The sequence below is a fragment of the Halomonas sp. genome, assembly GCF_014859505.1.
GTDB lineage: Bacteria > Pseudomonadota > Gammaproteobacteria > Pseudomonadales > Halomonadaceae > Halomonas.
Window position 1 is genome coordinate 14,440 of record NZ_JACUUD010000012.1, and the last position, 12,953, is coordinate 27,392.

Below are 12,953 nucleotides of genomic sequence, written 5' to 3' on the forward strand. Positions count from 1 at the left end.
GCCGGAATCACGATGAAACTGGATCGTTACGACCTGAAGATCCTCGAGATCCTCTCCCGGGATGGGCGCATCACCAAGTCGAAGCTGGCCGAGGCGATCAATCTCTCGGTCAGTCCCTGCTGGGAGCGTGTGCGCCGGCTGGAGAAGGCCGGCATCATCGAGGGCTACAGCGCGCGGATCAATGGCGCCGCGCTGGTCAAGCGCACCCCGGTGTGGGTGCAGATCGAGCTCAAGGCCCACAACGCCGAGAGCTTCGCCCGCTTCGAGGCGCTGGTCCAGGCCACCCCCGAGGTCACCGAGTGCGTGGCGGTGGGGGGCGGCGTCGACTATCTGATCAAGGTCGAGGCCGACTCCATCGACGCCTACCAGCGCCTGATCGATGCCTGGCTGACCGGTGAGGCCGGCATCGAGCGCTACTTCACCTATATCGTCACCAAGACGGTCAAGCGCCCCGAACCGGGATTTTCCCGCGACGATTTCTCCCCCTGACCTCCGTTCTCCCCGCCTGCGGGCCCGGCCTGCGCGAGTCCAGCGTTGATTGCCCGGAGGTGCCGGTGGCATATGCTTACCCAAGTGTGTGAGCATGGGCTTACCCAAGCCGGGCGGTCCTTCCGGCACGCTTTTCAGGTGCCGGTCATGGCTGACACTGCCCCGGAAGAGACGAGATCGCCTGACGCAGAGAGACTGCCATGTCCTACTTCACGATTGCCGGTGTGCAGATGCATGCCCTGCATCACGGCGACAACACCGAGGCCATGCGCCACCGGGTCGACGTGCTGATGAGTCGCTTTCCCCAGGTCCAGATGGTCCTGTTCAGCGAGCTGATGCCCATGGGGGCCTCGCCTCACCACGCCCAGCCGATGCCCAGCCACGCCGAGCAGTTCTTCTGCCAGCTCGCCGAGCAGCACCGTATCTGGCTGATCCCGGGCTCGATGTTCGAGCAGACCGAGCAGGGGATCTTCAACACCCTGTCGGTGATCAACCCCCACGGCCAGGTGGTGGCCCGCTACCGCAAGATGTTCCCCTTCCTCCCCTACGAGGCGGGAGTGGAGAGCGGCAGCGAGTTCGTGGTCTTCGACGTGCCCCACGTGGCGCGCTTCGGGGTCTCGATCTGCTACGACATGTGGTTCCCCGAGACCACCCGCACCCTGGCCGCCATGGGCGCCGAGGTGATCCTGCACCCGACCATGACCGATACCATCGACCGCGATATCGAGCTGTCGATCGCGCGCACCAACGCCGCGGTGAACCAGTGTTACTTCTTTGACATCAACGGTGCCGGTGCCATCGGAAATGGTCGTTCCATCGTGGTCGGCCCCTCGGGTGACGTCATCCACCAGGCCGGCACCGGCGAGGAGGTGATGCCCATCGAGGTGGACCTCCACCGGGTACGTCGCGAGCGCGAGACCGGCCTGCGCGGCCTCGGCCAGCCCCTCAAGAGCTTTCGCGACCGCCGCGCGGATTTTTCGGTCTATCGCAGCGAGAACGGAACCCCCCCCTTCCTCGATACCCTCGGGCCGCTGAGAAAGCCGCTGCGCGCCGACGTCGAGGAGTACTGATCCACCGCCCCCTGTCCCGGTAAGGAGACCCCCATGCCGTTGGAGTCCCTCAAGCGCGCCCTGTGCCGATTTTTCCGCCGCCGGGACTCCGCCTCCCCCACCGCGACACGATCCGCCGCGAGAGCGGCCAACGCTTTCCCATCCGCCATCGTTGGAGCGACAACAATGAACAAGATCACCAGCATTGCCGGTGTCCGCCGCCACTTCCTCAACAACAAGGAGCCGATCTACTTCATCTCGGCCACCAACTTCAACCTGCTCGGCATCGGCGACTGGGTGGGCAACTTCCGCCATATCAACTACATCGATTGTTTCGACGGCCAGCAGCGCAACGTCTTCGTGCCCAAGGAGAAGTTTTCCCGGGACTTCGAGAGCATCGAGGACATCAACAACTACCTCCTGGAGCACAAGGAGGTGATCGACTTCATCCAGTCGCGGGCTGACGGTGACAATGCGGGCACGGCGGCCTTCCTGATGTTCGACGAGCACACCGAGGAGGTGTGCGAGCAACTGGGGCTCAAGGTGGCCTTCCCGCCGGCGACGCTGCGTCAGAGGATGGATAACAAGATCGAGACGGTGCGCATCGGCAACAAGGCCGGCGTGCCCAGCGTGCCCAACGTGCTGGCCAGGGTTGGCAGTTACAAGGAGCTCTGCGAGGTGAGTCAGGAGCTCGGCCCCGACCTGGTGGTGCAGACCGCCTTCGGCGATTCCGGCCACACCACCTTCTTCATCGCCAGCGAGGACGACTACTACAAGCACGCCGAGGAGATCGAGGCCGAGGCCGAGGTCAAGATCATGAAGCGCATCAACTGCCGCGGCTCGGCCATCGAGGCCTGTGCCACCCGCTGCGGCACCGTGGTGGGACCGCTGATGACCGAGCTGGTCGGCTTCAAGACCCTGACCCCCTACAAGGGCGGCTGGTGCGGCAACGAGATGTTCGCCGGCGCCTTCACCCAGGAGATTCGCGACAAGGCGCGGGAGTACACCTTCAAGTTCGGCGAGGCGCTGCGCGAGGAGGGTTATCGCGGCTACTTCGAACTCGACTTCCTGATCGACATGGACAACGGCGAGGTCTACCTGGGCGAGCTCAACCCCCGGGTCACCGGGGCCAGCTCGCTGACCAACGTGGCGGCCTTCGCCCACTCCGATATTCCGCTGTTCCTTTTCCACCTGCTGGAGTTCTCCGATGTCGACTTCGATCTCGACATCAACGAGATCAACGAGCGCTGGGCCCACCCCGAGAGCGTCGACAGCTGGAGCCAATTGGTGATCAAGCACACCGACGAGAGCGTCGATCTGCTGACCGGCGCCCCGCGCACCGGGGTGTGGAAGATGGCAGGCGATGGCAGTATCGCCTACGACCACTACAGCTATCACCCCCACGCCGCCGAGAACGAGCAGGAGGGCTTCTTCCTGCGTATCAGCGGCGCCGGCGACTTCCGCTACGAGGGGGCCGATCTGGGCATTCTGATCACCCGCGGGCGGCTGATGGACGACGACTTCCAGCTCAACGAGCGGGCGAAGGCCTGGATCGACGGCATCCGCGGCCAGTACGCGGGGCAGTCGCTGCAGGATCCCGTGGTGGAACAGGTCGCCGTCAGCCATGCCGTGGGCGGCGGCAACTTCAAGATCCTGTGAAGGGGGAGGGGGCCGCTTCCGTTCCCCAGGGGGCGGCGCCTATCAAAATGGACGACAAGACGCTGGTCTTTCGCACCCTGCACGAGGCGACGCCGGGCCCCAAGTGGCGGTCGATCTTCGATGCGCACTGGTCTGCCTACGAGGCTTGGTACCTGGCCGAGGGGGAGCGCGAGCGACCGGGGTATCTGGCCTGTCTCAATGCCCTGCGTCGGCACATGCCGGAGCTGCTGCCTACCTATCTTGCGCTGTGCGAGCTGGCCGGCGGCGGTGACCTGGCCTCCCGCTTCCTGAGCCTCTATCAACCGCCGCCCTATATCACCGGCTGCTCCCAGGCGGTGCTGGCCCGCCCCGGCACCACCCTGCTGGCCCGCAACTACGACTACCCGCCGGAGCTCTGCGAAGGGTCGATCCTCTATACCCGCTGGAACGGTCGTGGCGTGATTGCCATGTCCGACTGCCTGTGGGGGGTGCTCGACGGCATGAACGACCGCGGGCTTGCCGTGTCGCTGGCCTTCGGCGGGCGCAAGGCGGTGGGTGACGGCTTCGGCGCGCCGGTGATCCTGCGCTACCTGCTGGAGTTCTGCGACAGCGTGCCCGAGGCCGCCGAGGTGCTGGCGCGCGTGCCGACCCATATGGCCTACAACATCACCGTGGCCGATGCTGCCGGTCGCTACGTGACGGCGATGATCGGGCCGGACCGCCAGGCCAGCATTCGCCGGGTACCGGTGGCCACCAACCACCAGAAACGCATCGAGTGGTACGCCCATGCGCTGGCCTCCGAGACGCTGATCCGTGAACGCCAGCTCTCCATCCTGGTGGACGACGAGGCCACCAGTGAGGCGCGTCTGGAGGCGGCATTCTTGGCGCCGCCACTGTTCCGTCATGACTATCGCCACGGCCTGGGCACCATCTATTCGGCCTTCTATCGTCCCGGGGAGGGTAGCGTGCGCTACCACTGGCCAGGCCTCGATCTGGACCTGAGCTTCGACCACTTTCCCGAAGAGCTGATCACCGTGCGCTATGGCGTGCTGGAAAGGTTCGGCAGCTGATCGATATCGACAACGACAATCACCAGAGAAGGGTGTCGCCATGCAAGAGACCAGCCAATCAGAAACGCCCTATACCGCGCTGGGCTTCTACCACAAGATCTCCCAGCTGCGTGCCGATACCTGGAACGCCCTCAAGCGCGACCTGGGCCAGCTGGTGCGTCTGACCGACGACGCTCGGGTCAGAAACCTGGTGAAGTCGATCGACGTCAAGCTGACGCGGCTCGAGATCATCGAGGACTACCATGCCTTTCCCTCCAAGGAGGATTTCCGCCATCTCTGGTCGTTGTTCGATCGTGAGGAGTACGGGCTGCTGGAGAAGGTGGTCAAGCGCCTGGTGCGGGCGCTGATCAGCGAGTCATACCGCCGGCGCCATGTCGATCTCAGCGAGACCGACGCCGATGCCGAGGACATGGAGACCCTGGATGCCCTGGCCCAGCTGCGTCGCGGTCACCCGGCCTCCAACAGCGCGGCCCAGCCCTACTTCGAACTGCTGATCGTCGACAACCTCTCTGCCCCGGAAGAGGAAGTGGTGCGCGAGGCCTTCCACAACATGCGCCGCCCGGAGGACCGCTTCGTCTATGACGTGGTGACGGTGAGAAGCTTCGAGGATGCACTCATCGCCGTGCTGGTCAACCCCAACATCCAGGCCTGCCTGATCCGCTACGAGTTCCCCTACAAGTCGAAGTACAACCTCAGCGCCCTTCGCAACTACCTCGAGGGGATCTCCGAGCAGTCCCTCGAGCACCAGTCCGAGGCCGAGCGCAGCATCCTGCTGAGCAGCATGATTCACGAGCTGCGTCCCGAGATCGACCAGTTCCTGGTCACCAGCGGCGACGTGGAGGCCACGGCGAGTCGCGATATCCGTCACTTCAACCGCATTTTCTACCGCGAGACGGACTATATCGAGCAGCACCACACCATCCTGAGGGCCATCGACAACCGCTACCGCACCCCCTTCTTCGATGCCCTGCGCGAGTACAGCAAGAAGCCCACCGGGGTCTTCCATGCCATGCCCATCTCGCGGGGCAAGTCGATCACCCGCTCCCACTGGGCCGGGCAGATGATCGACTTCTACGGCATCAATATCTTCCTCGCCGAGACCTCGGCCACCTCCGGCGGCCTGGATTCGCTGCTGCAGCCCTATGGGCCGATCAAGAAGGCCCAGGAGTACGCCGCCCGGGCCTTCGGCGCGCGGCAGAGCTTCTTCGTTACCAACGGCACCTCCACCGCCAACAAGATCGTGGTGCAGGCACTGGTCAAGCCCCGAGACATCGTGCTGATCGACCGCGACTGCCACAAGTCGCATCACTACGGCATGGTGCTGGCCGGGGCCCACGTCAGCTACCTGGACTCCTATCCGCTGCACGACTACTCCATGTATGGCGCGGTGCCGCTCAAGGAGATCAAGAAGACGCTGCTCGAGTACAAGCGTTCTGGCCAGCTGCACAAGGTCAAGATGCTGCTGTTGACCAACTGCACCTTCGACGGCGTGGTCTACAACGTGCGCCGGGTGATGGAGGAGTGCCTGGCGATCAAGCCCGACCTGGTGTTCCTGTGGGACGAGGCGTGGTTCGCCTTCGCCGGCTTCAACCCCACCTACCGGCCACGCACCGCCATGCACGCCGCCCGCACCCTGCGCGACCGCTATCGCAGCGAGGCCTACCAGGAGGAGTACGCGGCCTGGAAGGCGGAGTTCGATCAGCTCGACCCGGACGACGACGCCACCTGGCTCGACCGCCCGCTGATGCCGGATCCTGATCAGGTGCGCATCCGTGCCTATGCCACCCACTCCACCCACAAGACCCTGACCTCGCTGCGCCAGGGGTCGATGATCCATGTCTGGGACCAGGATTTTCGTCAGAAGGCCGAGGCGCCGTTCCACGAGGCCTACATGACCCATACCTCGACCTCGCCCAACTACCAGATCATCGCCTCGCTGGACGTGGGTCGCATGCAGGCCGAGATGGAGGGCTTCGAGCTGGTGCACGCCCAGGTGGAGGCGGCACTGTCGCTGCGCGAGCAGCTCTATACCCATCCGCTGTTGCAGAAATACTTCCGGGTGCTGATCAACAAGGACATGGTGCCGCTGGAGTACCGTCAATCCGGGGTCGACACCTTCTACGACCCGGTTACCGGCTGGAACAAGATGGAGGAGGCCTGGGCCAACGACGAGTTCGTCGTCGACCCCAGCCGCATCACCATCGCCATCGGCACCACCGGGATCGACGGGGATACGTTCAAGAACGAATTCCTGATGAACAAGTACGGCATCCAGATCAACAAGACATCGCGCAACACCGTGCTGTTCATGACCAATATCGGTACCACCCGGGGCTCCATCGCCTACCTGCTCGACGTACTGATCAAGCTGGCCAAGGAGTTCGAGGCCCGCTGGGATGAGAGCAGCCGGCCGGAGCGCAAGATCATCGAGAATCGGGTCCACTCGCTGACCCAGGAGCTGCCGCCGCTGCCGGACTTCAGCCGCTTCCACGCGGCCTTCCGTCCCGACCCCGACGGCAATACCCCCGAAGGCGATATCCGCTGCGCCTATTTCCTGGCCTATGACGAGGTGAACACCGAGTACCTGCGCTTCGACAACGGTGAGCTGCAGGCCGAGATGCGCGCGGGTCGAGACGTGGTCTCGGCGAGTTTCGTGATCCCCTACCCGCCGGGCTTCCCGGTACTGGTCCCGGGCCAGGTGGTCAGCGATGAGATCCTCCACTTCCTGCAGGCTCTGGACGTCACCGAGATCCACGGCTATCGCCCGGAACTGGGTCTGCTGGTGTTCACCGAGGCGGCGCTGATCGATCCCGAGGCGGGCTGACGCTCCGCCCCCCCCCCTTCGGCAGAAAAACCTCCTGTCAGGCGTGGGCGGACAAAAAAAAGCGCATCTTCCCCGCCGTCCAACGAAAAGTCCCCCCCGCCCATCTCCCTTACCATGAACTCATCGAGCCGCACCGAGGGAGTTCCTCCGGCGGCTCGCCCGTTTTTTCAACACCGGTCCACAACGTCAATCCGGCCGGTGTGTCAGGGGAGGTGCCGCATGAACATGAAGCTGTCCAGGACGCTGTCCACCATGCTCGACGATCCGCGTCTGTTTCGTCAGCACGCCTACGTCAACGGCCAGTGGACCCACGGCGAGGGGGGCCGCGAGGAGGCCGTGTTCGATCCGGCCACCGGCGAGGCGCTGGGCTATATCCCCTGGCTGGAACCGCACCAGATCCGCGCTGCCGTGGATGCCGCCGAGGCCGCCTTCGTGCACTGGCGCGCACTGCGCGCCGACGAGCGCTGCGAGCGCCTGCTGGCCTGGTACGACCTGCTCCTGGCCAACCGCGAGGACCTGGCCACCATCATGACCCTGGAGCAGGGCAAGCCGCTGCCGGACGCCCGCGGCGAGGTGGAGTACGGGGCCAGCTTCGTGCGCTGGTTCGCCGAGGAGGGCAAGCGCACCTTCGGCGAGACCATCCCCAGCCACATCCCCAACGCCGCCCTGGGCACCCTCAAGGAGCCGGTGGGCATCGCCGCGCTGATCACGCCCTGGAACTTCCCGCTGGCGATGATCACCCGCAAGGCCGCCGCCGCGCTCGCCGCCGGCTGCCCGGTGATCGTCAAGCCCGCCGGTGAAACGCCGTTCTCGGCGCTGGCCCTGGCGGAGCTGGCCGAGCGCGCCGGCATCCCGGCGGGCATCTTCAACGTGGTGCTGGGCGAGCCCGCCGAGGTGTCGCAGCTGCTGTGCGCCGAGCCGCGCGTCAAGGCGCTCTCCTTCACCGGCTCTACCCGGGTCGGCCGCCTGCTGCTGGCGCAGAGCGCCAATACCGTCAAGCGGGTCTCCCTGGAGCTGGGCGGCGACGCTCCCTTCATCGTCGGTCCGGACATGGACCCGAAGGAGGTGGCCTTCGCCGCGGTGGCGGCCAAGTTCCAGACCTCCGGGCAGGACTGCCTGGCCGCGGACCGCATCCTGGTCCACGAGTCGATCCATGACGAGTTCGTCGAGCACTTCGCCGAGCGCATGGCGGCGCTCACCGTGGGCAACGGCATGGAGAGCGAGGTCGATCTGGGGCCGCTGATCCACCGCCAGGCGGTGGAGAAGGCCGCCGGCATCGTCGACGACGCCCTCTCCAAGGGCGCCACCCTGGTGGCCGGCGACCAGAGCCAGGCCCCGGGCGAGAACTTCTTCATGCCGGTGCTGCTGACCGGGCTGACCCGCGACATGCGCCTGTGGCAGGAGGAGAGCTTCGCCCCCATCGCCGGCGTCATGGCCTATGCCGATGATGACGAGGCCATTGCCCTGGCCAACGACACCCAGTACGGTCTCGCCGCCTACGTCTACACCCACGATATACGGCGCATCTGGAAGCTGCTGCGGGCGCTCGATTTCGGCATGGTGTCGGTCAACTCGGTGAAGATGACCGGCCCGCCCGTGCCCTTCGGCGGCGTCAAGCAGTCCGGCCTCGGCCGCGAGGGCGGCAGCACCGGCATCGACGAGTATCTCGAGACCAAGTATTACTGCCTCGGCGCTTTAGGGTCGGTCTCCGGAAGCTGAGCCTTTAATTGAACTTGATGACCATCCTCCCCGGCGGGACGCCGGGGAGCCTGACATGAGCAGAGGAAAGACATGAGCCAGCAGCACCAGGACCTGATCGACCGCGACCGCAAGGTGACCTTCCACGCCTCCACCCACCTGCGCGATTTCGCCCAGGGCGATGCGCCGGGTCGCGTGATCACCGGCGGCAAGGGCATCCATATCCTCGACAAGGACGGCCGCGAGTTCATCGATGCCTTCGCCGGCCTCTACTGCGTCAACATCGGCTATGGTCGCACCGAGGTGGCGGAGGCAATCTACCAGCAGGCCCTGGAGCTTTCCTACTACCACACCTACGTGGGCCACTCCAACGAGCCTCAGATTGCCCTCTCCGAGAAGATCATCGCGCTCGCCGGCCCCGGCATGTCCAAGGTCTACTACGGCCTGGGCGGCAGCGATGCCAACGAGACCCAGCTCAAGATCGTGCGCTACTACAACAACGTGCTGGGTCGCCCGCTGAAGAAGAAGGTGATCTCGCGCATGCGCGGCTACCACGGCTCGGGCCTGGCCACCGGCTCGCTGACCGGCCTCAAGGCGTTCCACGACCAGTTCGACCTGCCCTTCGAGGGCATCCTGCACACCGAGGCGCCCTACTACTACCACCGCGCCGCCGAGCAGCAGGGCATGACCGAGCGGGAGTTTTCGCAGTATTGCGCCCAGAAGCTCGAGGCGATGATCCTGGCCGAGGGGCCCGAGACCGTGGCCGCCTTCATCGGCGAGCCGGTGCTCGGCACCGGCGGCATCGTGCCGCCGCCCGAGGGCTACTGGGAGGCGATCCAGGCGGTGCTGGCGAAGTACGACGTGCTGCTGATCGCCGACGAGGTGGTGTGCGGCTTCGGGCGCATCGGCGCCGACTTCGGCAGCCACTTCTACGGCATCAAGCCCGACCTGATCACCGTCGCCAAGGGGCTGACCAGCGCCTACCAGCCGCTCTCCGGCGTCATCGTCGGCGAGCGCGTCTGGCAGGTCCTGGAGCAGGGCACCGGCCAGTACGGCCCCATCGGCCACGGCTGGACCTACTCCGGCCACGCCCTGGGCTGTGCCGCGGCGCTGGCCAACCTGGCGATCATCGAGCGCGAAGGGCTCACCGAGAACGCCCGCGACACCGGCGCCTACCTGCAGCAGGCCATGGCCACCGCCTTCGGCGACCACCCCATCGTCGGCAACGTGCGCGGCGTGGGCATGCTGGCGGCGCTGGAGTTCTCCGTGGACCCCGAGCAACGCAGGCACTTCGACCCGGCCCTCAAGGTGGGCCCGCGCATCGCCGCCGCGGCCCTCGACGAGAACCTGATCGCCCGCGCCATGCCCCAGGGCGACATCCTGGGCTTCGCACCGCCGCTGGTGACCACCCGCGACGAGGTGGACGAGATCGTCGCCCGCGCCCGCCGCGCGGTGGACAAGGTCACCGACGCGCTGGTGTGCGAGGGCGCCGTCCAGGCCGTGCGCGCCTGATAGAAAACGGCAGTTGCCGACGAGAGTGCCGTGGGGGAAACCCCGCGGCGCTTTCATGTTCACGGGACACGTGCTCGGGGGCAGGTTCTGCGGGGCTTGAGCCTCGGGGGCATGAGCCCCATGCTCTGCGTTCGATATCCAAGTGAGGAGCGCGACGATGGCAACGGTACTGGCCTTTGATGTTTACGGCACCCTGATCGACACCCATGGGGTGGTCACCGAGCTGGAGGCACGGCTTGGCGCCGTCGGCAGGGGGGAGCTGGCCGCCGAGTTCTCGCGCCGCTGGCGCGACAAGCAGCTGGAGTACAGCTTCCGGCGCGGTCTGATGGGGGCCTATGTGCCCTTCGGTCAGTGCACCCGTGAGGCCCTGGAGTTCACCGACCGCGCCCTGCAGACCCGCCTGGCCGACGTCGACAAGGAGCACCTGATGGCCGTCTACGCCCGGCTGCCGGCCTTTGCCGAGGCGGCCAGCGCCCTCGAGCGACTGACCCGGGCAGGGGTGCGCTGCGTGGCCTTCTCCAACGGCACCCGGGAGGCGGTGGAGGGGCTCCTCGAGCAGGCCGGCCTGCGTGGGTACTTCGACGAGGTGGTCAGCGTCGACGAGGTCAAGCGCTTCAAGCCCGACCCGGCGGTCTATGCCCACCTTCGCCAGCGGCTCGAGGTGGCGCCGGGCGACACCTGGCTGATCTCAAGCAACCCCTTCGACGTGATCGGTGCCCGCCACGCCGGGCTGCATGCCGCCTGGGTGCGCCGCAGCCCCGAGGCCCCCTTCGATCCCTGGGGCGTCGAGCCGGACATGACCGTCGCCGACCTCGACGCCTTGGTCGAGCGGCTAGGGTAGGTCACCGGACCGACACCAAAGCGCCCCGCGGCCAGGGGCCATCGGGGCGCTGTGGTTCATCAGGGCAGGGCTGGTGTCAGTTGACCAGCTCGCCCACGGTTACGATGCCGCGGTCGGCCAGCTGCATGGCGCGGGCGTCGTCCCGGGTCCACTCGGCCATGGAGCCGTCGTACATGCTGACATTCTCAATGCCGCCGATCTCGCTCAGCTGGAACCAGCCGCTGGCGGCCCAGTGGCCGGTATTGCAGAACGCCACGGTGGGCGCCTGGCGATCAAGCCCCAGGGCATCGATGCTGGCGTTGAGCCGCTCCGGCTCCAGGTAGTAGGCGCCGTCGCGCTCGACCAGGGCACCGTCATGGGGCAGGTTGACCGCGCCGGGAATGGTGCCGGGGGCGCGGGTGGCGGGGGACTGGGTCTCGCCAGTGAAGAAGCCCGGTGGGCGGGCATCCACCAGCGGCTCTTCGGCCTCCCGGGCCGCCTCCACCTCATCAGTGGTGGCCAGCAGATGCGCCTGCAGGGAGCCTGCAAAGTCGGTGGCCTCGGGCGCGTCGGGGGAGCCCGAGGCGACATCGAAGCCCTGGGCCTGCCAGCCGGCGAAGCCGCCGTTGAGGATCGTCACCTCGTCGTGGCCCAGTGCCTTGAAGGTCCAGTAGATCCGAGTCGCGCTGCCGAAGTCGGTGGGGCCCGTGCCGCCGGCGACCACCACCAGGGTGTCGTCGTTGCCGATGCCCAGGCCGCCGATCAGCGCCTCCAGGTCGGCGACGTCCGGCATCATGCCGGCTACGTCGTCGCGTGTCTCTCGCCAGCCGGCATCGGTATAGCTGCTGAAGCGGCTGCCGGGGATGCGGGCGGCCTCGAAGCTCTCGCGGTCGCCGCCGTCGTCGATGGCCGAGCGCACGTCCAGCACCACCAGGCCGTCACTGCCCAGCTGCTGGTCGAGCCACTCGGCCTCGACCAGCGGCGCGGGGTGAACCGCATGCGCCTGGCCGGCGATGGCCAGGGCGCCGGCGGCGATGATCAGTCGGGATCTCATGAAGGAACCTCCTCGTCAGGAATGGGGCATGGCCGCCATGTTGCAACGGGGTGGCGCTCCCTCGCCAAGAATGCTTCCTGACACATCTAGTAGATTTGGTTATATCCAGATCTGCTGTTATCCCTGTTTCGCCTTCCGGCGACGGCTTCAGCCCTGCCAGGCGTGGCCGGCGAAGGCGTCATCCACTTCCGGGTGGTTGACGTGGTTCGAGTAGTTGGAGAGCGTCTTCACGGCCAGGGCCAGCACGATCTGCAGCACCTGCTGCTCCTCGAAGCCGGCCTCCAGGAATGCCTTGACGTCGGCCTGGCTCGGCTTGCCGCGGGTCTCGAACATCACCCGGGTGAACTCGGCCAGCGCCGCGAGGCGCTCGTCGGGGATCGGCTGGTCACTGCGAATCGCCTCGAGCACATCGGCCGGGACCTTGGACATCTTGTCGGCCAGCATGCTGTGGGCGGACATGCAGTAGCCGCAGCCGTTGAGCCGGCTGATGGTCAGGAAGACTACCTCCTGCTCGGGCGGCGCGAACCCCGAATCGTTGCGGAACAGCTCATAGCCGTGCAGGTAGGTGCTCAGCACGCCCGGTGCCTTGGCCATGCCCTCGTACATGTTGGGCACGAAGCCCAGTTTGGCGTTGGCCTGCTCGAGCAGCGGCCTTGCCTTGGCGTCTGCCGTATCGAGTGTCTGCGGGGCCAGTTGCATCTGATAGATGGCTGTCATGGGGTGCTCCTTCTTCGGTTGACGAGTGATCGTGGGTGCTGCCGGGGTGCGATATATGGAACGATCGGTCCATATAGAGCAA

General features: G+C 66.2%; 10 protein-coding genes. 8 read left to right on the forward strand and 2 right to left on the reverse strand.

Features of this window, described 5'->3' with window-relative positions:
* Window positions 1–12 precede the first annotated feature (12 nt).
* From IBX53_RS03240 to IBX53_RS03275, 8 genes are all read left to right on the forward strand, one after another.
* Window positions 13–489, forward strand: a complete 477-nt coding sequence (locus IBX53_RS03240) for an Lrp/AsnC family transcriptional regulator (RefSeq protein WP_119021866.1) — start codon at window positions 13–15, stop codon at window positions 487–489.
* Between the two features lie 200 nt (window positions 490–689).
* On the forward strand, window positions 690–1,559 hold the full coding sequence (locus IBX53_RS03245) for a carbon-nitrogen hydrolase family protein (protein ID WP_290905291.1): 870 nt from the start codon (window positions 690–692) through the stop codon (window positions 1,557–1,559).
* A 165-nt stretch (window positions 1,560–1,724) separates the two neighbouring features.
* Window positions 1,725–3,197 carry a biotin carboxylase gene (locus IBX53_RS03250; protein WP_290905292.1) on the forward strand — a complete coding sequence of 491 codons (1,473 nt, stop codon included), beginning with the start codon at window positions 1,725–1,727 and terminating at the stop codon, window positions 3,195–3,197.
* Between the two features lie 47 nt (window positions 3,198–3,244).
* On the forward strand, window positions 3,245–4,246 hold the full coding sequence (locus tag IBX53_RS03255) for a C45 family autoproteolytic acyltransferase/hydolase (RefSeq protein WP_290905293.1): 1,002 nt from the start codon (window positions 3,245–3,247) through the stop codon (window positions 4,244–4,246).
* A gap of 40 nt (window positions 4,247–4,286) precedes the next feature.
* Window positions 4,287–7,070, forward strand: a complete 2,784-nt coding sequence (locus tag IBX53_RS03260) for an aminotransferase class I/II-fold pyridoxal phosphate-dependent enzyme (RefSeq protein WP_290905295.1) — start codon at window positions 4,287–4,289, stop codon at window positions 7,068–7,070.
* A gap of 219 nt (window positions 7,071–7,289) precedes the next feature.
* A complete protein-coding gene (locus IBX53_RS03265; protein ID WP_290905296.1) occupies window positions 7,290–8,789 on the forward strand; it encodes an NAD-dependent succinate-semialdehyde dehydrogenase in 1,500 nt (499 codons plus the stop codon).
* 72 nt (window positions 8,790–8,861) lie between these two features.
* Window positions 8,862–10,280, forward strand: a complete 1,419-nt coding sequence (locus tag IBX53_RS03270) for an aminotransferase (protein ID WP_290905297.1) — start codon at window positions 8,862–8,864, stop codon at window positions 10,278–10,280.
* Window positions 10,281–10,437: 157 nt separating this feature from the next.
* Window positions 10,438–11,121, forward strand: coding sequence for a haloacid dehalogenase type II (locus IBX53_RS03275; protein WP_290905298.1), 684 nt, complete (start codon window positions 10,438–10,440; stop codon window positions 11,119–11,121).
* Window positions 11,122–11,197: 76 nt separating this feature from the next.
* On the opposite strand, the gene IBX53_RS03280 is transcribed toward IBX53_RS03275, so the two are convergent.
* The gene (locus IBX53_RS03280) at window positions 11,198–12,154 is read right to left on the reverse strand and encodes a sulfurtransferase (protein WP_290905299.1); all 957 of its coding nucleotides are present in this window, start codon (window positions 12,152–12,154) and stop codon (window positions 11,198–11,200) included.
* A 147-nt stretch (window positions 12,155–12,301) separates the two neighbouring features.
* On the reverse strand, window positions 12,302–12,871 hold the full coding sequence (locus IBX53_RS03285) for a carboxymuconolactone decarboxylase family protein (protein ID WP_290905300.1): 570 nt from the start codon (window positions 12,869–12,871) through the stop codon (window positions 12,302–12,304).
* Between the last annotated feature and the right edge of the window lie 82 nt (window positions 12,872–12,953).